Genomic DNA, 22,987 nt, shown 5'->3' with positions numbered 1-22,987 from the left:
CAATGAGCAAACCCATTGCGCCAATGATCATCCGTGGCAAAGTCATCACCGACAACCTGATCGACGTCGGCGGTCGTGGCGGCGACCTGATCTTCCAGACCCCGGATGCGCACAAATACATCGACCAACTGCCGCTGGGTAACCCGGCGAAGCTGGCCGACCTGTACACGCTCACGTTCAAGGACATCCTCGACTATTGCGAAGCCCTCGGTGAACGCCTGGAATTCCACCAGAACCCCTACCTGCAGGAAGCCTGCGAGCTGTCGTACCTGACGGCGCCGGTCACCCCGAGCATGGTCAAGGGCAGCTACATGGGGCTGCGCCACATGCTCACCCGTGAGTCCGTCACCGAACAGGTGGAGAACTCGGTAGGCGTCAAATACCTGGAAGGCTGGGTCAAGCAGCGCTTGATCGACGGCACCGAGCTGGACGTGCGCTGCTTCGGCGCCCGCACCCTGCATATCGTCGCCGGCAACGCGACCGGCCTGTCGCTGCTGACCATCCTGCGCAACATGGTGCTGCGCAGCGATGCGATCATCAAGGCGCCGTCCAACGACCCGTTCACCGCCCTGGCCATCGCCCGCACCATGGTCGAGATGGCGCCGGACCACCCGCTGACCAAACACCTCAGCGTCGCCTACTGGAAAGGGGGCGACCAGGCCTTCGAAGAACGCCTGTACCAGCCGCAGAACCTGGAGAAAATCGTTGCCTGGGGCGGCTTCAATTCGATGAAGCACGTCACCCGCTACATCCAGCCGGGCCTTGAGCTGATCTCTCTCGACCCGAAACGCAGCGCCAGCATCATCGGCAAGGGCGCTTTCGACAGTGAAGAAACCATGCGCGAGGCCGCCCTGCGCCTAGCCAGCGACATCGGTGCACTGAACCAGAAAGCCTGCGTGTGCGCCCGGGTGGTCTACGTGCAAAGCGGCACCGACGAAGCTGGCCTGGCCAACCTCAACACCTTTGGCCGTTATGTCTACGACGCCATGCAAACCCTGCCCAACACCCTCAGCACCGTGCCCAAGCGCTACGACCAGGGGCTCAAGGCCGAAGTTGACGCCCTGCGCCTGGATGACGAGTGGTACCAGGTGATCGGTGGCCAGGACGGCGAAGGCGCGGTGATCTGCTCGCAGATTCCGGAGTCGGTGTCCTTCGCCGCCCGGCTCGACGACCGCACCGCCAACCTGGTGCCGGTCGACGACCTGCACGAGATGATGGACGCCGTGGACGCCTACACCCAGACCGTGGGCGTCTACCCGGAAAGCATCAAGGACGACCTCAAGGACATCCTGCCGCTGTATGGCGCGCAGCGCATCGTTTCCCTGGGCTACGCGGCAGGGCTGAAATGGGCCGGTCCCCAGGATTCCATCGAGCCACTGCGGCGCATGGGCAAGTGGATCGTCAACCAGATCGCAACGCCGGAAATGACCCCGGCGCCGTGGTTGCGCCCTTCCATCTGACGTCTCCTGTCCCCCGGGCTCTGGCCGGGGGGACGCATCGATTTCTACAGGACCAATCCATGACTACTTGCCTGGGATTTGCCGCCCATGAGGCCCACTCCGCCCTCGCGCCGTTTCGTTTCGAACGCCGGGCCCTGCGCGACGATGACGTCGCCATCGATATCGCCTATTGCGGTGTCTGCCATTCCGATGCCCATCAGGTGCACAACGACTGGAACAACACCGTCTATCCCATCGTGCCCGGCCACGAGATCGTTGGGCATGTGACGGCCGTGGGCCGTAACGTCAGCCGCTTCAAGGTCGGCGACCGGGTCGCCGTCGGTTGCCAGGTCGACAGCTGCCTGCAATGCGCCCCTTGCGCAGAACACCAGGAACAACTCTGCGTCCAGGGGCCGACGCCGACCTATAACGGCAAGGACCGTCACACCGGCGAGGTCACCTACGGTGGATATTCCGAGCACATTGTCGTGCGTGAGCAGTTCGTCCTGCGCATGCCCGAAAGCCTCGACCCGCGCTTCGCCGCGCCACTGCTGTGCGCCGGCATTACCGTATGGAACCCGATGCGCCGCTACGGCGTGGGCCAGGGTTCGAAAGTCGCGGTGGTGGGCCTTGGCGGGCTGGGGCATATGGCGGTGAAGCTGGCGGTGGCCCTCGGTGCCGAGGTGACCGTGATCACCACTTCACCGGGCAAGGCCGACGACGCCCGCGCCCTGGGTGCCACTCACGTACTGCTGTCCAACGATGCGCCAGCGATGTCGGCGGCGGCCAATGGCTTCGAGTTCATCATCGACACCATTCCCAGCCGGCACAACGTCAACCCCTACCTGATGCTGCTGGGGCGCAACGGCGTGCTGGTGCTGGTCGGGGCCATCGAACCCCTGGAACCGATCCACGGTGGCCTGCTGATCCGCAACAACCGCAGCATCGCCGGCTCGCTGATCGGTGGCATCCAGGCGATCCAGGAACTGCTGGATTTCTGCGCCGAACACCAGGTGCTGCCGAGCTGCGAAATGATCGACATCAAGGACATCAACAGGGCCTTCGACCGTCTGCAGAACAACGACGTGAAGTACCGCTTCGTGATCGACATGACCAGCCTGCGCGACGTCGTCCTGTAATGCAGCCCCACGCTGCGGTGCGCATCACCGCAGCGTCTTATTGAGGCAATATACTCGTGGTGGGCGCGGCCATCGTTGACCAACAATCTGCGCCTCTACCGTCACACGGACTGACTCGAGGATCCTCATGAAAGCCATTCAACTCCTGCATCCTGCTGGCCTGGACAACCTGCGCCTGGTCGACATGCCCGCCCCCGGCACCCCCGCCGCCGGCGAGATCCAAGTGCGCATCCATGCCAGCTCGCTGAATTATCACGACCTCGGCGTCGTCACCGGCCACGCCCGCGCAGCAGACGGTCGCATCCCCATGTCCGACGGCGCCGGCGTGGTCACTGCCGTGGGCGAAGGCGTGACGGAATTCGCCGTGGGCGACCACGTGGTGTCGTGCTTTTTCCCTCACTGGCAATCGGGTCGCGACGTGCCCACCACCTTCCAGACCGTACCGGGCGATGGCGTAGACGGCTTTGCCCGCGAGCTGGTCAACCTGCCCACCGAGGCCTTCACGCTGGCGCCCAAGGGCTACAGCCATGAAGAAGCCGCCACGCTGACCACCGCCGGCCTCACGGCCTGGCGGGCACTGGTGGTGGATGGGCGCATCCAGGCCGGCGACACCGTGCTGGTGCTGGGTACCGGTGGCGTGTCGATCGCGGCCCTGCAGATGGCCAGGTCCATGGGCGCGCGGGTGATTGCCACGACCTCCTCAGAGGCCAAGAAAGCGCACCTGCTGGAGCTGGGGGCCGATCAGGTCATCAACTACAAGGACCAACCGGAATGGGGTGATGCAGTGCTGGCCGCCACGGACGGGCGCGGTGCCGACATCGTGGTCGAAGTGGGTGGCCCCGGCACCCTGCCGCAATCAATCCGCTCCTGCGCGGCCGGCGGCCACATTGCGCTGATCGGCGTGCTCACCGGCATCAGCGGCAGCGTTCCAACCCTGGAGTTGATGCGCAAGCAGCAAACCCTGCGCGGCCTGATCGTCGGCAGCCGCGAGCATCAGCGGGACATGGTGCGCGCGCTGGAAAACTTCGACTGGCGCCCGGTCATCGACAGCCGCTATCCGCTGGAGCAGATTGCCGAGGCCTTTGCGCACCAGATCAGCGCCAGCCACTTTGGCAAGATCTGCCTGCAGTATTGAAGGGAGTTTATTCCGCAGCTGCACCCGATCTACTGTAGGAGTTGGCTTGCCAGCGAAGGCGGCCTACCGGCCGGCCTGATTGGGAACCGTACGCATCTCCCCCGCAGGAGCTGCCATTCTGTATGGGACAGGCCATGAGGTTTCAGCGTGAAGTCTTGCGCGGGCTGCGCTCCTCGAGAATGTCTGCCATGCGCTGCTCGATCAGGCCCTTGATCTTTTGATGGGGCAGGATGTAGAAACGCTTTTGCTTGACTGCATCGAGGGTGATCTGCGCGATGTCGGTGGCGCTGAGCTTACCGGCCTGGGTGGCCTTGCGGGTCTGCTCTTGGTACTTTTCTTTCAGCGGATTGGCGGCCGCCAGTTCCGCCGGGCGGTTGCGGCCGGCATCGGCGATGCCCGTCGAGACGAAGGCCGGGCACAGCACCGACACGCCGATCGATGCGTTTTCCTCCTGCAGTTCAAGCTGCAGGCATTCAGACATGGTCACCACGGCGTGCTTGGTTGCGCAATAAATGCCGTTGCCCGGAACCGACAGCAAACCAGCCACCGAGGCTGTATTGACGATGTGGCACTCATCCCCTTGCGCCAGCATGCGCGGCACAAAACTGCGAATGCCATGGGCAACGCCCATCACGTTGATGCCGATCATCCACGCCCAATCCTGCACGGTAGTGGTCCACATCGGGCCACCGACCAAGACTCCGGCGTTGTTGAACAGCAGGTGCGCGGCGCCAAAACGCTCGTAGGTCGTCGCCGCCAGTTGCTCGACCTGGTCAGCCTGGGCGACGTCACAAGTCTTGGCCAACACTGGCGTGGCCGAGGGCAGCAACGCGAGGGTGCCCTGCAGGTTCTTCTCATCAATGTCGCTCAACACCAGGCGCATGCCTTCGTTGGCGCAGGCGATCGCCAGTTCGCGACCGAAGCCGCTGGCGGCGCCGGTGATCACGGCGACTTTGTCATGCAGTGCTTTCATGGGGATCTGACCGTCCTGTGGGTTCGAAAAAAGCGCGCGGCATTCGAAGAAATCCATCTACAGCGTGCTGCACAAGTGACCGGCATCCACGACGATCTCACTGCCGGTCATGCCGCGACCGGCGGGCGAGGCGAGCAGCAGCAAGGCGCCGTCCAGATCGGCCGGCGTACAGAAGCGCCGGGTGGGGATACGCGCGCGTAACTTCTCGCCCGCCTCACTGCGCAGGAAATCACTGTTGAGCTCGGTCATCACATAGCCGGGCGCGATAGAGTTGACCCGAATCTCATGCCGCGCCAGTTCCAGGGCCAGGGAGCGCGTCAAGTGGCTCAGGCCAGCCTTCGCCGCAATATAGGGGGTCAGGCTGCCGGCCACGCGGCTGGCGAGGATCGACGTGACGTTGATCAGGCTGCCGCCGCGCTGAACCTCGACCATGCGCCGCGCCACTTCCTGGGCGACGATCCAGGCGCCCTTGAGGTTAGTGTCCACCACCCGGTCCCAATCATCGTCGGTGTACGCCAGCACCGGCAGGCTGTCGCTGACGCCGGCGTTGTTGACCAGGATGTCCAGCGCGCCCATTTCTTCGCCGATCCGCCCCAGGCATTTGATGACCGATGCGCGGTCGGTGACGTCCAGGGCGAAGGCCCGGGCGCGACCGCCCTCGCCTTCGATTTGCGCGACCAGGGTGTGCAGTTGCTCGACGCGTCGCGCCGCCACCGCCACTTCGGCGCCGGCCGCCGCCAGGGTGCGGGCGAAATGCCGGCCGAGGCCGCTGGAGGCACCAGTGACCAGGGCGCGCCTGCCGGTGAGATCAAACAGCTGAGTGATTGCAGCTTGCATCAGGAAAACTCCTTGTGTCCTTCGAGGATTTTTTTCGCCAGGCTCATGCGGTGCACCTCGCTTGGGCCGTCGTAGATACGGAACGGCCGGATGTCGCGGAAGATGCGCTCGACCACGGTTTCCCCGGTCACCCCGCGACCACCGAGAATCTGTACGCATCGATCGACCACGTTCCACAAGGCTTCGGCACTCAGCACCTTGGTCATGCTCGACTCGACATTGCCGCGACCGCCTTCGTCCAACACCCAGGCGCAATGCCAGACGGCCAGGCGGGTGCTGTGCAGCGCCATCTGGTTGTCCGCCAGCATGAAGCCGACACCCTGGTGCTCGCCCAGGGTCTTGCCAAACGAATCGCGGGTTCTCGCATAGTCGCAGGCGATATCGTGGGCCCGCCGGGCAGCGCCCAACCAACGCATGCAGTGAGTCAGCCGCGCGGGCGCCAGGCGCACTTGTGCATAACGAAAACCCTTGCCGATTTCGCCCAGCACATCGCTGGCGGGAATGCGCACATTCTCGAAACGCAGGACGGAATGACCGCCGGAGAAACAGCTGTCGAGGGTCTTGAGTTGCCGTTCGAGGATGATCCCGGGGGTGTTCATGTCCGCCAGGAACATGGTCGCCGAGCCGTCCTCCATGCGCGCCATTATGATTGCGAAGCCGGCACCGTCAGCCCCGGTGATCAGCCATTTGCGACCGCTGATGAGGTAGTCGTCGCCGTCACGCACGGCGACGGTCTGCAGCATCGACGGATCGGAACCGGCACCCGGCGCCGGCTCGGTCATGGCGAAGCAGGAGCGGATCCGGCCACTGACCAGGGGACGCAGCCAGCGATCTTTCTGCGCCGCGGTGGCCACCTCGTCCATCAGGTGGATGTTGCCTTCGTCCGGTGCGTGGATATTCAATGCGATGGGGCCCAGCGGCGAATAACCCGCCTCCTCGAAGACGATCGCCTTGGCGACGTGGCTCAGGCCTGCGCCGCCCATTTCGCGACTGGCGTGGGGGCACAACAGACCGGCCAGACGGGCCTTTTCCAGCAGCTCCTGGCGCAGGTCTTCGCTGGGGCCGTGAGACGTGTATCGCTCATCGGTTTCCATGGGGATCACCTGCTCGGCGATAAAGGCGCGGGTCTTTGCGCGCAGGTCCAGCAACTCTTGGGGAATGGTGAAGTTCATGGTGGTCCTGGGTTCTATTCAGTTAGGGGCGCTGTTCGGCGAGGGGCGCGAGCTGGGCGTGGATGCGCTCCATTACGGTTTGCCGCTGGCTTGCCTTGGGGAGATCGTAGGGGGTCAGGTTCACGACCCGGACGAACCGACGCAGGATGCGACCGCCCTGCATGTCGATATCAATGATGTTCAGGCAGGCGTTGTCCTGCTCGAGGGCGGCGGCACAGCCGCGCGCGCCACCCAGGGCCCAGCCCAGCAACAGGCGGTTGACCGCGTCATGGCTGACCAGCATCAAGTGCTGCCAGTCGGGCTCGGCGAGGACTTGCTCGAAGCGGGCGAGGATGCGACTGTCAAAATCGCTCCAGCGTTCGCCGCCCATGAAGCAGCCTTCTGGGTCGGCGAAACTGTCGTAGGCGTAGCTGACCTGCTGCTGCAATTGCCCGGGGGCAATGTCGCGCAGGCGGCCGGCGCGCACTTCCCGCAACTGCGCGCACGCCTGCAGCTCGAGCGGGCGATCGCCCAGCAATAATTCGGCGGTCTGTCGGGCGCGCGGGTAATCGGAACACAGCGCACGGTCGAAACCGATGGGCGCCAGCACCTGCGCCAGCTGGCGCACCTGATCGACTCCAAGCCCGGAGAGCGGCACGCTGCGCGGGTCCAGCGGCTGGCCGTCGGGAGCGAAATAATCGACATGCCCATGACGGACCAGATAGCAACGCCGACGATGTAGGGTTGCTGTGCTCATTCGGCGAGCCCCTTCGGATTGCTGATCGACAGCCGCGCCCGGGTGATCGCCGAGAGCGCCGCGAGCAGCTGCTCCTGATCACTCCCCGGCGCATCGAATCGTCCTTGGCGAATGGCCTGGCACAGGGCTTGGCGAGCCTCATCAAGGGATGCCCCGCCAACGTCCGGCAGCGCTGCCAGCAGCAGAGTCTCGGCGGCATCCGCCGCCTCGCCGTCACTGCATTCGCGCCTGGCAATCGCCATGGCATTGGCCACCATCAGCGCCTGATAGCGCAGGTTGGAAGGTAACTGCGGCAATAATTCATCGAGCAGGGTCTGTCGGGCAATCGCCAGCAGCTCTGTGGCATCGGGGCGGATGTTCATCGGCGCAGCCCTCCGGTCAAACGCAACAGGTCCTGTTCCAGTTCAGGAATCAGCCTTCCGGTCAGGGCCAGTTCCAGCGAAGGCTCCTCACCGGACAGATGACGCTGGGCCTGCTGCTGGGCGATGACTGCCCAACGCAGGGTGGCCATGACCTGCCAGAACACCAGCTCGTCACGCTCGATTACGAGCGGCGAGACTTCGCGGTAGCCGCGCAGGAAATGCTCCAGGGTGCCGATACCCCCACCCTCCAGGTCAGGCCGGGCGAAGCGCCAGCAACGGGCGGTGAACCAGCCGATGTCCTGGCGCGGATCGCCCCAACCGGTGAATTCCCAATCCAGTACCGCCTGCAGCCTGCCGGCCTCGGCCAGGTAATTGCCGGTGCGAAAGTCGCCGTGCAGCAGACACAGGTCGGTACTGTCCGGCGAGTGCGATTCACACCAGCGCAGCGCCCACTCCAGCACGGGCTCGTTTACCTCGAGGCGGTCGAGTACGCCACGCTGGGCATCGATGGTGGCTTGCACCGAGACCTGCCGGGGATCGCCCAGGAACTCAAGCCGCGCCTGGGCAGGCGCGATGCGATGGATTCGCGCCAGGTTGGCACCCAGTTCCGCCACCAACTGCGGATCGCCTTCAGCACCCAGCTGACCGGTGAGCCTGTGGCCGGCCGTGATGCCGGACACCCACTGCATGATGAAAAATGCGCGGCCGTGCATCGCGGTGTCATCGCACAGCCAGAGTGGCCGAGGCACCTTGACGCCGGCCTGGTGGACTGCGCTCAACACAGCGAATTCCTCAGCGCGGCTCAGGCTCCCTTGCACCACCGATTGCGCGTCGCTGCGCAGCACCCAGCGCTGGCGTCCGGCATGGGCGCCGCCCTCCACGTTGACGTCGAGCAACCAGTTCTCCTGTATAGCACCGCCAGACAGGCGCTGCTGATGCTCAACGCTGACTCGCTGCGCGCCAGCCTGGCGGCAAAGGAAGGCTTCAAGCCGGTTTTTCTTTAGCTGTTCTTCGGCCTGCGGCTTTGTCGCCGCGGCTGCATTCGGTCCACTCATGTGTCGCCGCACCTGATTTTTGTTGGATGTGTAGATAACAGTCATGGAGCAATTGCCGGGCCAGTTTCCCCGTGCATCGCTCTCCCCCTTATGCAGTGGGGCCTGCAGCTATTCTTGGCAGAGTCGCAAGACCTGCTTGCGAGCACTGAACTTGCAATATTGAAACAACTGAATTCATATATGACACCCAACTGAAACATACGAGCCCAGTCGCCATGCCGCCTCGCCTCCCCCGGATCATCGTGCTGATCAGCCACCTGCAGCGACCACTGCAGCAGAGCCGCCTGGCCCGCGTGGTGACCAGCGTGCTGCCTGACTACTCAGGCGAAACCAACATCCGCGTGCTCGACACCACCGTCGAGGAGTCGCTGCAACTGGCCCGCGAGCTGGAGCAGAACGGCGAAGTCGAGGTGTTCGTCTGCGCTGGCGCCACCGCCGCCTACCTGCGCCGGCACCTGACCCGACCGGTGCTATCGATGCGCGTGGGCGGCGCCGATCTACTGTGGGCTTTGGAACAGGCGCGACTGCATTCACCGCAGATCGCCGTCATCAGCCATGCGCGAATCAACGCCGACCTCGACTCGCTGGCGGCGCTGTTCACCGTGCAGATCCACCAGGGGTGCTACATCACCCTCGACGAGGCCAGGCAGGCAGTAGAACGCGCGCGCCACCTGGGTTGCCAGACAGTGATCGGCTCATCCACCGTGGTTGAACTGGCGGAGCAGGTCGGTTTGCACGGTGTGCTTTCAATCAGCCAGACCACCGTGCGCAAAGCCCTGGAAGAAGCCCTTGGGATCCTGCACAGCCAGCGCAGCGAACTGGCCAAGCGCCGGCACCTGGACGCCGTGTTGCAGCACATTCCCTCCGGCGTTGCAGCCGTGGACAACCAGGGCATCGTGCAAGCGCTGAACCCCGCATTCGAAGCGTTGTTGGGCATGCCCGCCAGCCGCCTGCTCGGGCGTCCCCTGCAAGAGTTCTGCCCGCAACTGGCACTGGACGAAGTGCTGCGCAGCGGCGTCGGAGAAGAGAACACGGTCATTCAACTGGGTCAGAATCTGCTGGTCTGCAATATCCTGCCCATCCTCGAAGACGGCCAGCGCACCGGGCTGGTGTTGACGTGCCAGGACACCTCGGCGGTCCAATGCGCCGACCAGCGCATCCGCTCGACCCATCGCCCCGGCGGGTTTTCGGCCAGGTACCGCCTCGAGCAGATCAGCGGCAAAAGCCCGGCCACCCGCCAATTGCTCAAGCTGGCGCAACGGTATGGGGCCACCTCATCGACGGTGCTGATCACCGGTGAAAGTGGTACCGGCAAGGAGTTGCTGGCCCAAGGCATGCACAATGTCAGCAACCGCCAGGGCGGCCCGTTCGTGGCGATCAATTGCGCGGCCTTTCCCGAATCGCTGCTGGAAAGTGAGCTGTTCGGCTACCAGGAAGGCGCCTTCAGCGGATCGCGCAAAGGCGGTAAACCCGGCCTGATCGAAGCGGCCCATGGCGGCACGATGTTCCTCGACGAAATTGGCGACATGCCGGTGTCCTTGCAGACCCGCCTGCTGCGCGTCCTGCAGGAGCGCGAAGTGCTGCGCCTGGGCGCCACCGAGCCGATCAGCATCGACATCCGCATCATCGCCGCCACCCATCAAGACCTGCCGCAAGCTATCGAAGCCGGACGTTTTCGCAGCGACCTCTACTATCGCCTGAACATCCTGCGCCTGCAGACGGTGCCGCTACGCGAGCGCAGCGAAGACATCGGCGACATCGCCCGGGCCATCTTGCGCCGCCTGAATGGCGAGCATCGTGTGCCACCCTTGCAGGAGCGCCTGCTGGAATCGCTGCTGCCCAACCTCATGGCGTATCACTGGCCCGGCAATATCCGCGAACTGGAAAACATCCTGGAACGTGCCGCGCTGTCGGCCGAGGATCTGTTGCGCGGCACGGCGATCGAGGGAGCGAGCCTGGCCCTGGTGATTCCCGAACTGCGCAACAGCCGGGCACTGCCCCCAACGGTGCCCGTCACCGACCTGAAAAGCATCGCCAAGGAAAAGGAAAGGCAATACGTCCTCGACATGCTCCAGGCCTGTGACGGCAACCTGGCGCAAACTGCCAGTCGCCTGGGCATCAGTCGCTCCACGCTGTGGCGGCGTCTGCAATAGACGCTGCCCGGGTTACTGGAACACTTCGAAGAGCCCGGCAGCGCCCATGCCGCCGCCGACGCACATGGTCACCACCACATACTTCACCCCGCGGCGCCGGCCTTCCAGCAGAGCATGCCCGACCATCCGCGCGCCACTCATGCCGTACGGGTGGCCGATGGCGATGGAGCCGCCATTGACGTTCAGCCGGCCGTCGTCGATGCCCAGGGTGTCGCGGCAGTACAGGACCTGACAGGCAAAGGCCTCATTGAGCTCCCACAGGCCGATGTCGTCGACCTTCAGGCCGTGTTGCTTGAGCAGCTTGGGCACCGCCAGCACCGGGCCGATGCCCATTTCTTCCGGGGCCAGGCCGGCCACGGCAATCCCGCGATACAGGCCCAACGGCTTGAGGTTGCGCTGCTCGGCGAGGCGCGCATCCATCAACACGCAGGCGCTGGCGCCGTCGGACAATTGGCTGGCGTTGCCGGCGGTGATGCACCCGCCGTCGATCACCGGCTTGAGGTTGACCAGGTCTTCCAGGCGGGTTTGAGGACGGTTGCCTTCATCGGCCTTGAGGGTGACTTCTTGCAGCGTCGTCTCGCCGGTGACTTTGTCGATTACCTGGCGAAGGCTGGTGACCGGGATGATTTCACTGTCGAACCGCCCGGCCTGCTGCGCCGCCGCGGTGCGCATCTGCGATTGCAGGGCGTAGGCATCCTGGGCCTCGCGGCTGATCCCGTAGCGCCTGGCGACCAGTTCAGCGGTTTGCAACATGGGCATGTAGGCGTGCAGCGCGTTGCGTTCCACCCGCGGATCGCGCTCCTCAAAGGCCCACGCCATGTGGCGATTCTGTACGGCGCTGATGTTTTCCTGGCCGGCACCGATCGCAGCCGGCATGCCGTCGACCATGATCTGCTTGGCGGCGGTGGCGATGGCCATCAGGCCCGAGGCGCACTGGCGGTCCAGGGTCTGCCCGCTGACTGACAGCGGCAAGCCCGCGGCCAGGGCGGCCATGCGCGCGAGGTTCTGGCCCGCCGTGCCGCTGGTCAGTGCGGTGCCGAGCACCAGGTCTTCGATCTCCTGGGCTTCGATTCCCGCGCGCACCACAGCCTCGCGGATCGCGTGACCGGCCAAGGTGGGCGACTTGATGGTGTTGTACGCGCCACGGAACGCCTTGGCGATCGGCGTACGGGCCGTGGAGAGAATGACGGCTTCTTTCATGCTTGAGGTCCTCAGCTATCAGTTGCGGCGGCCACCCTGAAGTGGCCGCCAAAGGTCAGTTGCGTTCGATGCGGGCCTGGTCGCTGGCAACCAGGCGCTCCAGCAATGGCGCTGGCTGGAACCACATTTCGCCGTAGGTACCGAGTGCCTCTCGGTAATGGCGAATGCGCTCGAGTACATGGGCCAGCCCCAGCCCTTGCGCGTAGTGCAGCGGGCCACCGCGCCAGGCCGGAAAGCCGTAGCCGTTGATCCAGACCAGGTCGATGTCGCTGCTGCGCTGGGCGATGCCTTCGTCGAGCAGCTGGATGCCTTCGTTGACCAGCATCAACAGGCAGCGGTCGTGGATTTCCTGATCGCTGATGGCGCGGCGCTGGATGCCCAGTTCGCCGGCGATCTGCTCGGCCAATGCCAGCACTTGCGGGTCTTCCTTGCGCTCGCGGCCTTCGTAGAGGTAATAGCCGCTGCGGGTCTTCTGGCCAAAACGGCCGAGGCCGTAGAGCGCGTCGGCGAGCTTGCAATAACCCGGGTCGTGGGCGATGAGCTCACGGCGCGATTCACGCACCAGAAAGCTGACATCGATGCCGGCCAGGTCGTGCATGGCCAACACGCCCATGGCCAGGCCGAGGTCGGTGAGCACCTTGTCGATCTGCGCAGGCGATGCACCTTCGAGCAGCAGGCGGTGCGCTTCGCGGGAATAGGGTTCGAGCATGCGGTTGCCGATGAAGCCGAAGCACACCCCGGAGACCACCGGGATCTTGCCGATGCGCTTGGCGATTTTCAGTGTGGTGGCCAGGACGTCTGGGGCCGTGGCGGTGCCGCGTACTACTTCGAGCAACCGCATGACGTTGGCCGGGCTGAAGAAGTGCAGGCCGACCACGCCCTCGGGCCTGCGGGTGACGGCGGCAATGGCGTCGACATCCAGGGTCGAGGTATTGCTCGCCAGGATCGCGCCGGCCTTGCACAACTCGTCCAGGGTGCGAAACACCTGCTGCTTGATCGACAGGTTCTCGAACACCGCTTCGATCACGAGGTCAGCGTCGGCGATATCTGCGTAGTCGAGGGTGCCGTGGATCAGCGCCAAGCGCTGATCCATCTGCGCTGCGGTGAGCTTGCCGCGCTGCACGCTGGTTTCGTAGTTTTTGCCAATCAGCTCAAGACCACGTGCCAGGGCATCGGCCTTGAGCTCCAGAAGGGTTACCGCCATGCCCGCATTGGCAAAGTTCATCGCGATCCCGCCACCCATGGTGCCGGCGCCGATCACTGCGACCCGGTTGATCGGCCGGATCGGCGTGCCCGCGTCCAGCCCCGGCAGCTTGCCGATTTCACGCTCGGCGAAAAACACGTGGCGCAGCGCCTCGGATTCGCTGGACGCCTCGGCCTCCTTGAACAGTTCGCTCTCCCTGGCCAGGCCTTCGGCCAAGGGCAGGCGGCAGGCCGCCTCGATCGCCGCCACGACGCGTTGTGGCGCGCTCTGGCCCTTCCAACGACTCTGGTTCGCTGTGCGGTAGTCGGCAAAATAGTTCACCGGCAGGGTTGCTCCCGGATTCGCGTGCGGCCAGCCCGGACGCGCCGGCGCCTGCCGGGCAATCAAGTCATTGGCAAGGCTGCGCGCGGTATCGAGCAGGCTGTCAGCGTCTGGTGCCACGCGCTCGATCAGGCCAAGCGCCAGAGCCTTGGCCGCCGTGATCGGCTGGCCCGAAACGATCATCTCCAGCGCGGCCTCGGCGCCGATCAGACGCGGCAGCCGCTGGGTGCCACCGGCGCCGGGCAGCAAGCCGAGCTTGATTTCCGGTAGGCCCAGGCGTGCCCCGGCCTCCACCACGCGGTAACCGCAGGCCAAGGCGAGTTCCAGCCCGCCCCCCAACGCCAGTCCTCCGATGGCAGCGATCAAAGGCTTGTCCAGTTCGGTGAGGCGCACCAGCAGGCTCGACAGGTCCGGCCGGGCAAACGACGCGGCGCTGCCAAACTCGGAAATGTCGGCGCCCGCGCTGAACACCAGCCCCTCGCCGTGGAGGACAATCGCTTTCACGCTGGCGTCCGCGGCGGCACGTTCGCAAGCTTCAAGCAGTTGCTCGCGCAGGGCCTGGCCGAGGGCGTTGACCGGGGCACTGGTGAGGCCGATCAGGGCCAGGGAATCTTCACGACGGTAATGGATCAGGTTTTTCATGGATATTTTCTCAATCGGATAAAGCAGTGGAAAACGCAAGACAGGGCGGTCTCCCTTAGCTCAACGCGCTTTCCCGAATCAGCTTCTTGTTGATCTTGCCGACGCTGGTCTTGGGGATCTCGGCGACGAACTTGAACTGCTTGGGGATCGCCCATTTGTTGATGCGGCCGCGCTCGACAAACCCTTGCAGGTGCGTCTCGAGGATCTTGCGATCCAGGTAGTGGCCGGGCTCACACACCACCAGGGCCAGGGGCCGTTCGCCCCATTGCTCGTCGGCGATGCCGACCACTGCGACGGACGTGACCGAGGCGTGTTCGCTGATCAGGTTCTCCAGTTCCAGGGAACTGATCCACTCGCCGCCCGTCTTGATCACGTCCTTGATCCGGTCCTTGATCTCCACCCCGCCCTGAGGGTCGATGGACGCCAGGTCGCCGGTGTGCAGCCAACCGCCCTGCCACAGCTCGGCGCCCTTTTGCGGGTCCTTCAGATAGCCCTGGGTCAGCCAGGGTGCACGCACCACGATCTCGCCCAAGGACTCGCCATCGTGGGGCACGCTGTTGCCGCTGGCATCGACGATTTTCAGGTCGACCATCGCGATCGGCATGCCGGTCTTGATGCGCGCGGGCAGTTGCGCTGGCATCGGTTGCTCGAGCGCCTGCGCCCGCAGGTAGGTCGAGCAAAGCATCGGGCAGGTCTCGGACATGCCGTAGCCGCTGTGCACGCCCATGCCTCGGGCGGACGCCTGGGCAGCGATGGCCAGGGTCAGCGCACTGCCACCCAGGAGCATTTTCCAGCCCTCGAAGTCGGTCTGCGCCGCTTCCTCGCAGCCGAGGATCATCTGCAGGATGGTCGGCACGCAGTGGGAAAAGGTCACCTTCTCTTCGCGAAACAACCGCACCAGGCTGTTGGGCTCGTAACGTCCGGGGTAGACCTGCTTGATGCCCAACAGGGTCGCGACATAGGGCACGCCCCAGGCATGCACGTGGAACATCGGCGTGATCGGCATGTAAACGTCGTCGGAACGCAGCAGAGCGAAGCTTTGGTTGGTGCCCAAGGTGCCCACGGCATTCAGGGTATGCAGGACCAGTTGGCGATGGGTGAAATACACGCCCTTGGGGTCGCCGGTGGTGCCCGTGGTGTAGAACAGAGTCGCTACCGAGTTCTCATCGAAGTCAGGGAAGTCGTAATGGCAGGCGGCCTGGGCGAGCAGGCTTTCGTACTCCCCCAGTACAGGCAGCTCGGTGCCGGTCGCCGCGTCGTCAGTCAGCCTGATAAAGCCTTTCACGGTGTTCAGGCCGCCCTGGATCTGCTCGATCATCGGCAGGAAGTCGTCATGCACCAGCACCAGGTCGTCCTCGGCGTGGTTCATGGTGTAGAGCACCTGCTCTGGCGACAGGCGAATGTTCACCGTGTGCAGCACCGCGCCGATCATCGGCACGGCAAAGAAACTTTCCAGGTAGCGGTGGCTGTCCCAGTCGAGCATGGCCACGGTGTCCCCGGCCTTGACCCCGGCCGCCGTCAGCGCATTGGCCAGGCGATGGATGCGCTCGATCAGGGTCTTGTAGCTGTAGCGCAGCTTGTCGGCGTAGACGATCTCGTTGTCGGGTTGGTAGCGCTCACCCGACAGCAACAGTCGCTTGATCAACAGCGGGTAGCTGTAGGCGCCATCTGCCGGGGGAATTATTTTTGTCTTGAGCATGGTCGTGAATTCCTGGTTCAAAACTGCGCCGCATCCAGCAGGTAAAGGCTTTCGCTACCGGCCTTGACCGAAGCGCTCAACGAGTGGATTCGCGGCAGCAGCCGGGCGAAGTAGAAACGTGCGGTGCCGAGCTTGCCGGCATAAAAATCGTCTTCACCCTGCTGGCCCATGGCGGCCTTGGCCATCAATGCCCACATGTAGGCGTAGGCGGTGTAGCCGAACACTTGCAGGTACTCGACCGAGGCGGCGCCGATTTCATTCGGGTTGCCCTGGGCGCGATCGAGCAGCCAGGCGGTCAATTCGTCGAGGGTGTCTACCGCGGCGTTCAGCGGTTGGGTGAACTCGCCGAGATCAGCGCTGGCGTTGGCGGTGAAGTTGCGAACTTCCGATGCGAACAGGCGGTAGAGCGCCCCGCCGCTGCCGACGATCTTGCGCCCGGCCAGGTCCAGGGACTGGATGCCGTTGGTGCCTTCGTAGATTTGCGTGATGCGCACATCGCGCACCAGTTGCTCCTGGCCCCACTCGCGGATGTAGCCATGGCCGCCGAAAATCATCTGCCCGTGCAGGGTGGTTTCCAGCGCCATGTCGGTGAGAAAGGACTTGGCGATCGGCGTCAGCAAGGCCACCAGTTCCTGGGCGCGGGTGCGGGCGGTCGGGTCTTCGCTGTACTTGGCGATGTCCAGTTGCAGGGCCACGTAGCTGGAGAATGCGCGACCGCCTTCGTTCAGGGCTTTCATGGTCAACAGCATGCGGCGCACATCGGGGTGCACGATGATCGGGTCGGCGGCCTTTTCCGTACCTGGGGCGCCGCCCGGTGCACGGCTTTGCAGGCGCTCGCGGGCATACTCGACGGCGCTCTGGTAGGAACGTTCGCCTTGGGCCAGGCCCTGGATACCCACGCCCAGGCGCTCGTAGTTCATCATGGTGAACATCGCCGCCAGGCCCTTGTTCGGTGCGTCGACGATCCAGCCGGTGGCGCCGTCGAAATTCATCACGCAAGTGGCGGAAGCCTTGATGCCCATCTTGTGTTCGATGGAACCGCAGGACAGTGAATTGCGTTCGCCCAGGGCGCCGTCGGCATTGACCAGCACTTTCGGCACCAGGAACAGCGAGATGCCTTTTGGCCCCGCCGGTGCATCGGGCAATCTCGCCAGCACCAGGTGAATGATGTTTTCGGTCAGGTCGTGTTCGCCGCCGGAGATGAAGATCTTGCTGCCGCTGACCTTGTAGCTGCCGTCGGCCTGGGGTTCGGCCTTGGTACGAATAAGGCCCAGGTCGGTGCCGGCGTGGGCCTCGGTCAGGCACATCGAACCGCTCCAGGTGCCGGCGTACATGTTCGGCAGGTAGCGTTCCTTGAGTTCCTCGCTGGCGTGGGCCTTGATCGACAGGCAGGCACCGGCGGTCAGCATCGGGTAGGTGCCGAACGACAGGTTGGCCGAGGCCACCATCTCTTCGACCTGGGCGGAAATCGCCTTGGGCATGCCCATGCCACCGTACTGCGCTTCACCGCCGACACCGACCCAACCGCCTTCGGCGAAGACCTGGTAGGCCTGGGCAAAACCCTCAGGGGCGGTCACCGATCCGTTGTTCCAGGAACAACCCTGTTCGTCGCCACTGCGGCGCAATGGGGCGATGTCGTTCGCGCTGATCTTGCCGGCCTCCTCAAGGATGGCGGCGGCGGTTTCTTCATCGATCGCCTCGGCCAGGCCAGGTAATCCGGCCCAGAGCCGGGACACCTGGAAAACCTCGTTGAGTACGAAGCGCATGTCGCGCAGGGGAGCTTTGTAGTCAGCCATAGTGCTTACTCGGAAGTGGCCAGGGCATGGGGCATGCCCGGGCGTTCAGGGGATGGGGATAAAGCGGCTTGCGTGGCACGGGCGTGCGCGACCGGCACCCGCTCACGCAGCAGGAAGTACGACAGGGCAGGAATCAGGATCAGCGCGCCGAGCATGTTCCACAGGAACATGAAGGTCAGCAGGATGCCCATGTCGGCCTGGAACTTGATCGGCGACCAGACCCAGCACACCACGCCGGCCGCCAGGGTGATACCGACCAGCCCGACCACCCGGCCGGTGAACGACACGGCGTTGCGGTAGGCCTGGGACAGCGGCAGGCCCTGGCGCTGGAAGTGCAATTGCACGCTGAGCAGGTACAGGGCGTAGTCGACGCCGATGCCCACGCCGAGGGCGATCACTGGCAAGGTCGCGACCTTCACGCCGATGCCCATGGCCACCATCAGTGCCTCACAGAGGATCGAGGTCAGCACCAGCGGCAACAGCGCCACCAGCGTGGCGCGCCAGCTGCGGAAGGTGATCAGGCAGAACAGCGTCACCGCCAGGTAGACGTACAGCAGCATGGTGTGGTTGGCCTCGCGCACCACGATGTTGGTCGCCGCTTCGATCCCGGCACTGCCGGCCGCCAGCAGGAACTGGCGATCCGGGCTGCTGTTTTCCTTGGCAAACTTGTCGGCAATCGCCACCACGGCGTCGAGGGTCTCGGCCTTGTGATCCTTGAGGAAGGCAATCACCGGCATCAACGAGCAGTTGTTGTTGAACAGCTCCGGCGAGTTGACCGAGGCCTGCTGCGCGGCGTAGTTGAGCACGTCCTGGTTGCGCTGGATGCTGTTGAGCTTGGGGTTGCCTTCATAGGTGCCGGCGGTGATCTGGCGTACCGCGTTGACCAGCGAAGACGTCGCCTGCACCCCCGGTGATTGCTGCAGCTCCCAGGCCAGGCGGTCGGCGAGGACCAGGGTCTGGTAACTCAGGCAGCCTTCCGCCGGGGTCTTGATCATCACCGCGAACAGGTCGCTGGACAGTGCGTAGTGGCTGGTGATGTAGGCGTTGTCGCGGTTGTAGCGCGAGTCGGCACGTAACTCCGGTGCGCCGCTGTCGAGGTCGCCGATTTTCAGTTGCAGGCTAACCATGAAACCGCCAATGCCCATCAGCGCCGCGACCAACACCGCGCCGGTCGCCCACTTGCGGGTGGTGAAGCGGTCGAGCCAATCCCAGAGTTTGCCAAAGCCCTTGTGGCCGTCGGCACGGGTGTCGATTTTCAGCGCGCGCTCGGCGGCCTTGCGCCCTACCCCGATGTAGGACAGCGCCACCGGCATCAGCAACAAGGAGGTGAAAATCAGCACGGCGACACCGATGCTGGCGGTAATCGCCAGGTCCTGGATCACCGGAATGTCGATCAGCATCAGCACGGCGAAACCTACCGCGTCAGCCAGCAACGCAGTAACGCCAGCGATGAACAGACGACGGAAGGTGTAGCGCGCGGCGATCAGCTTGTGCGTGCCACGGGCGATGTCCTGCATGATGCCGTTCATCTTCTGCGCCGCGTGGGACACGCCGATGGCGAAGATCAAAAACGGCACCAGCACCGAATACGGGTCGATGGCATAACCCAGCCAGGCAACGATGCCCAGCTGCCAGACCACCGCGACCAACGAGCAACCCACCACCAGCAGGGTGCTGCGCACGCAACGGGTGTACGCGTAGATGATGACCAGCGAAGTGACCACGGCCAGGCCGAAGAACATCATCACCTGGAGCAGGCCATCGATCAGGTCGCCCATCAACTTGGCGAAACCGATCACCCGCACCTTGTACGGGCCCTTGCCCTCGGCGCCGGTTTTACGCGCCGCGCTGTCGCCGGCGTATTCGATCTTGTCGCGCAATTGCTCTTCGAGCATCTGCGAAAACTGGTGGTAGTTGATGCTCTGGCCGGTTGCCGAGGCCTTGTCCAGCAGCGGCACGATCAGCATGCTTGACTTGAAATCGCTGGCCACCAGGCTGCCGACGATGCCGGCCCGACCGATGTTCTGGCGCAGACGCTCGATGTCCCCGGGCGAGCCGCGGTAGGTATCGGGCATCACCGGGCCACCCTGGAAGCCTTGCTCGGTGACCTCGGTCCAGCGCACCGCCGGGCTCCACAGCGACTTCATCCACGCACGGTCGACGCCTTCGGTGAGGAACAACTGGTCGTTGACCTGCTTGAGTACGTCCAGATATTCGGGGTCGAAGATATCGCCCTGGGTGTTCTCCACCACGACCCGCACCGAGTTGCCCAGGCCGCGCAGTGAAGCGCGGTTCTCGAGGTAATTCTGGATGTATGGCTGGCTCTGGGGAATCATCTTCTCGAAGCTGGGGCGCAGCTCCAGGCGGGTCACGGCCATGTAGCCAAGCATCACCGTGGCAATGGCCATCAGCAGCATGAACAGCGGCCGATAGTTGAACACCAGCCTTTCCAGCAGGTTGCCGGAGCGGCGGTCGAAATCACGCAGTTCGCGGATCACCGGCATGGCGTCTTGTTTGATATTGCCCATGTCTGGGTTCTCGCTCTTAGGGTTCGAGGGCTGGATCGGCGGCCAGCGTCTGGGCGCCACGGCTGCCCACCACCACCAGCGAACCATTGGCGGCCAGGGTGGCCCCGGCTACGGGTGGCAAATCCTGGTGCGGCATTAACTGCAGCCGGTCGCCCGTCTGGCTTGCCAGCGCGTGTCCGGCCTGAGTGAACAGGTGGTATTGGCCATGGCCGTCGACGAGTGCGGCGGTGATGCTGACGTGCAGGCCACTGTCCAGTGCGGTCCAGTGCTGCCCGCCATCGGTACTGCGCAGCACGTTGCCGCGCAGGCCGTAGACCAGCACCTCGTCAGGCTTGCCGACCACACCGAAGAAGCTGCCCTGGTAAGGCGTCGGCACGGCGGCAAAGCGCTGAGAGTGGTCATTCCATTTGAGCAACAGGCCCTGTTCGCCAGCGATGTACAGCGCATCCCCGGTGGAGGCGATGGCATTGAGGTGGAAGCCTTGCGGGTTGTCGGTGCGATCCTGGAACGGCGTCCAGCTCTGGCCACCGTCCTCGGTGCGCAGGATCAGGTTGAACACACCGACCACATAGCCGACTTTGTCATTGGCGAACCAGACGTCGAGCAGCGGTTTGTCCGCGCCCTGCTCCACCAGGCGCTGGCCTTCGGCGACCAGCAGCGGCCATTGCACGTTGCCCGGTTCGGCACTGGCCAACGCCGAGTAATGCCTGACCAGCAATTCACCGATCTGGCGGCCGTCGAGCTGTTTGCTCCACGTCGCGCCGGCATCGCTGGTGTGCAACACGACGCCGTCGTTACCCACCGCCCAACCCTGACTGGCGGTCGGAAAAAACACCGCGGTCAGATCGCTGCTCAGCGGCACACCCGCCTGCAACCAGTGCTGACCGGCGTCATCGGAATAAAGAATATGGCCACGCTGGCCAACGGTGACCAGGCGCTCACCGGCCCGGGCGATGTCGATCAAGGGGCTGCGCACGGCCAGGGCACTGGGCTTGGCGGGCAGGTCCAGCACATCGACATAAGCGCCCGCCCGGGCGACACCCTGCACCAGAGCCAACAGCGTACACAGCAGCGCCAGCACTAAATTTCTCATGGAACCCATACCGCACCTTCAAGGTAAACGACGCCGCGATGCACTCAAGGTGCAGCCCGGCGTCGGAGTCGGTAACCCCAGACGAACGGCACTCAAGCCGCCCGGACTCTTGTTGCCTGACGCTTAGCGGATACCTGACCCTGCCAGCGCATCCGGTGCCCACTGCGCCTTCGATAGAGGCTCGATGTACTTGATGCCGCCGTAGGTGCCCGTGATGCCGTTGATGTTGTAGGAGCCACCCACCAGGTCGTAGATCATGAACGGCGAGACATCGGGGATCTTCTTGTCGTAGCTCTGGCTGAGGAAGGCGAAGGAACCCCGGTAGAGCTTGCCGCTCGAGTCGTACTGGTCAGAGGCCAGAGCGATCCAGCTGTCTTCATCCAGGTAGATGCGGCGCTTCTGGTAGATGTGCCGGGCACCGGACTTGAGCGTGCCCTCCACCACCCACACGCGGTGTTTCTCCCAACGCACGAAGTCAGATGCGATGTGGTTGGGGGTGGTCAGCTGCTTGACGTCCACGGCGTAGGTCAGCTTGTAGGTGTTGTAGGGCACGAGCATTTCCTGCTTGCCCACCAGTTTCCAGTCGAAGCGATCCAGCGCACCGTTGAAGACGAACACATCGTCGTAAGTGCCCGCACCACCCGTACCCGGGTTGGGCGTGTCATAGGCCAGGTCGGGCGCCAGCTTGACTCGACGCTGGCCCGGCAGGTACTGCCAGCTGCGGCGCGGCTGCTCCAATGGGTTGGCGGTATCCTTGAGCATGATCGCCTCGCCCGCCCGGCGCGCGGGGCCGGTGTAGTACAGCTTCATCTGAAAGAAAACGTCCGTGCTCTTGAACGGCTTCGACATTTCGTCGTAGATCGGATAGCTGGAGAACGATAGCGCGGTGGTGGACAGGCTCGGCACACCCGCCGAGTCGACGTTCCAGGAGTCGTACTTGACGTTGCGATTGCCGCCGACGCGCAGCAGGTGGTTCCACATCGCCTCGCTGCCCGAGGTCGGGATCGGGAACGGCACGCCGGGCAACAGGTTATCGATGGACAAGCCGCCGTTGATGGACTGGGTGCCGGTGGCATTTTTTACGCTGTTGTCCAGCACCGCCTGCGGCAGGGCGACGGTGCGGTGGGTCGGGTATACGTTGATGTGATAGGTGGGATAACGCTTGGCCAGCTCGGCCGTGGTGGCCGTCAGCAGGCCCTTGTATTTGTCGACGTTCTTGCCATCGATGACCAGCAGCGGCTTCTCGTCGGCAAATGGATCCGGGCGCATGCCATCGCCCGCCTTGAAGCCGGCTGGCGCGGTGGTCAGCCCGCCTGTGTAGGCCGGAATCGAGCCATCGGCATTGGCCGCCATCTCGGCGCCGACAGGGGTCAGGCTGGTGCCCAACTTCGCCGCTTCCTTGGTCGATACGGCCGCCTGGGCCTGACCGGCAATGACCGCCGCCAGGGATGCTGCCAGCACGCTGTTTAGCATTCTCATCTGAATTCTCTCCACTTGTTGTTG

General features: G+C 64.2%; 17 protein-coding genes. 4 read left to right on the top strand and 13 right to left on the bottom strand.

Annotation, left to right across the window (positions count from 1 at the left end; translation table 11 throughout):
- Positions 1-2: 2 nt before the first annotated feature.
- The 3 genes from NQL71_RS28095 (at position 3) to NQL71_RS28085 (ending at position 3,713) form a co-directional block, all read left to right on the top strand.
- Positions 3-1,460, top strand: a complete 1,458-nt coding sequence (locus tag NQL71_RS28095) for an acyl-CoA reductase (protein WP_046817779.1) — start codon at positions 3-5, stop codon at positions 1,458-1,460.
- A 59-nt stretch (positions 1,461-1,519) separates the two neighbouring features.
- Complete coding sequence (locus NQL71_RS28090; RefSeq protein ID WP_046817778.1) at positions 1,520-2,578, top strand: NAD(P)-dependent alcohol dehydrogenase; 1,059 nt, start codon at positions 1,520-1,522, stop codon at positions 2,576-2,578.
- A 127-nt stretch (positions 2,579-2,705) separates the two neighbouring features.
- On the top strand, positions 2,706-3,713 hold the full coding sequence (locus tag NQL71_RS28085) for a zinc-dependent alcohol dehydrogenase family protein (protein WP_274643687.1): 1,008 nt from the start codon (positions 2,706-2,708) through the stop codon (positions 3,711-3,713).
- 142 nt (positions 3,714-3,855) lie between these two features.
- Here NQL71_RS28085 and NQL71_RS28080 read toward each other — a convergent pair whose 3' ends face one another.
- Genes NQL71_RS28080 through NQL71_RS28055 form a run of 6 tightly spaced genes read right to left on the bottom strand, consistent with a single transcriptional unit; the run spans position 3,856 to position 8,848 of the window.
- A complete protein-coding gene (locus NQL71_RS28080; RefSeq protein WP_274643686.1) occupies positions 3,856-4,686 on the bottom strand; it encodes an SDR family NAD(P)-dependent oxidoreductase in 831 nt (276 codons plus the stop codon).
- 57 nt (positions 4,687-4,743) lie between these two features.
- Positions 4,744-5,523, bottom strand: coding sequence for an SDR family NAD(P)-dependent oxidoreductase (locus tag NQL71_RS28075; RefSeq protein WP_046817776.1), 780 nt, complete (start codon positions 5,521-5,523; stop codon positions 4,744-4,746).
- Complete coding sequence (locus NQL71_RS28070) at positions 5,523-6,695, bottom strand: acyl-CoA dehydrogenase family protein (RefSeq protein WP_046817775.1); 1,173 nt, start codon at positions 6,693-6,695, stop codon at positions 5,523-5,525. The genes NQL71_RS28075 and NQL71_RS28070 overlap by 1 nt, the downstream gene beginning before the upstream one ends.
- A gap of 22 nt (positions 6,696-6,717) precedes the next feature.
- Positions 6,718-7,431: a histidine phosphatase family protein gene (locus NQL71_RS28065; protein ID WP_274643685.1), complete on the bottom strand. Its 714-nt coding sequence runs from the start codon at positions 7,429-7,431 to the stop codon at positions 6,718-6,720.
- On the bottom strand, positions 7,428-7,793 hold the full coding sequence (locus NQL71_RS28060; RefSeq protein ID WP_166620785.1) for a DUF6285 domain-containing protein: 366 nt from the start codon (positions 7,791-7,793) through the stop codon (positions 7,428-7,430). Before NQL71_RS28060 ends, NQL71_RS28065 begins: the two co-directional genes overlap by 4 nt.
- Positions 7,790-8,848: a phosphotransferase family protein gene (locus NQL71_RS28055; protein WP_046817772.1), complete on the bottom strand. Its 1,059-nt coding sequence runs from the start codon at positions 8,846-8,848 to the stop codon at positions 7,790-7,792. Before NQL71_RS28055 ends, NQL71_RS28060 begins: the two co-directional genes overlap by 4 nt.
- A 215-nt stretch (positions 8,849-9,063) precedes the next feature.
- Here NQL71_RS28055 and prpR point away from each other — a divergent pair, with 215 nt between their 5' ends.
- Entirely contained in the window at positions 9,064-11,001 is a 1,938-nt protein-coding gene (prpR, locus tag NQL71_RS28050; protein ID WP_274643684.1) for a propionate catabolism operon regulatory protein PrpR, read from the top strand.
- Positions 11,002-11,013: 12 nt separating this feature from the next.
- Here prpR and NQL71_RS28045 read toward each other — a convergent pair whose 3' ends face one another.
- The 7 genes from NQL71_RS28045 to NQL71_RS28015 all read right to left on the bottom strand — a co-directional run bounded on the left by NQL71_RS28045 (position 11,014) and on the right by NQL71_RS28015 (position 22,963).
- Entirely contained in the window at positions 11,014-12,201 is a 1,188-nt protein-coding gene (locus tag NQL71_RS28045; protein WP_046817770.1) for an acetyl-CoA C-acyltransferase, read from the bottom strand.
- 55 nt (positions 12,202-12,256) lie between these two features.
- A complete protein-coding gene (locus NQL71_RS28040; RefSeq protein ID WP_274643683.1) occupies positions 12,257-14,368 on the bottom strand; it encodes a 3-hydroxyacyl-CoA dehydrogenase NAD-binding domain-containing protein in 2,112 nt (703 codons plus the stop codon).
- A gap of 55 nt (positions 14,369-14,423) precedes the next feature.
- Positions 14,424-16,067 carry a fatty acid--CoA ligase gene (locus NQL71_RS28035; RefSeq protein ID WP_274643682.1) on the bottom strand — a complete coding sequence of 548 codons (1,644 nt, stop codon included), beginning with the start codon at positions 16,065-16,067 and terminating at the stop codon, positions 14,424-14,426.
- 17 nt (positions 16,068-16,084) lie between these two features.
- Positions 16,085-17,863, bottom strand: coding sequence for an acyl-CoA dehydrogenase C-terminal domain-containing protein (locus NQL71_RS28030; protein ID WP_046817767.1), 1,779 nt, complete (start codon positions 17,861-17,863; stop codon positions 16,085-16,087).
- 5 nt (positions 17,864-17,868) lie between these two features.
- Positions 17,869-20,391, bottom strand: a complete 2,523-nt coding sequence (locus NQL71_RS28025) for an efflux RND transporter permease subunit (protein WP_274643681.1) — start codon at positions 20,389-20,391, stop codon at positions 17,869-17,871.
- 16 nt (positions 20,392-20,407) lie between these two features.
- Positions 20,408-21,493, bottom strand: coding sequence for a WD40/YVTN/BNR-like repeat-containing protein (locus NQL71_RS28020; RefSeq protein WP_274643680.1), 1,086 nt, complete (start codon positions 21,491-21,493; stop codon positions 20,408-20,410).
- Between the two features lie 114 nt (positions 21,494-21,607).
- A complete protein-coding gene (locus NQL71_RS28015; protein WP_046818017.1) occupies positions 21,608-22,963 on the bottom strand; it encodes a DUF1329 domain-containing protein in 1,356 nt (451 codons plus the stop codon).
- Positions 22,964-22,987 lie beyond the last annotated feature (24 nt).

The sequence above is a fragment of the Pseudomonas serbica genome (assembly GCF_028823535.1).
Lineage (GTDB): Bacteria > Pseudomonadota > Gammaproteobacteria > Pseudomonadales > Pseudomonadaceae > Aquipseudomonas > Aquipseudomonas serbica.
The sequence above is the reverse complement of the archived record's forward strand: the minus strand, read 5'-3'. Positions and strand labels throughout refer to the sequence as shown.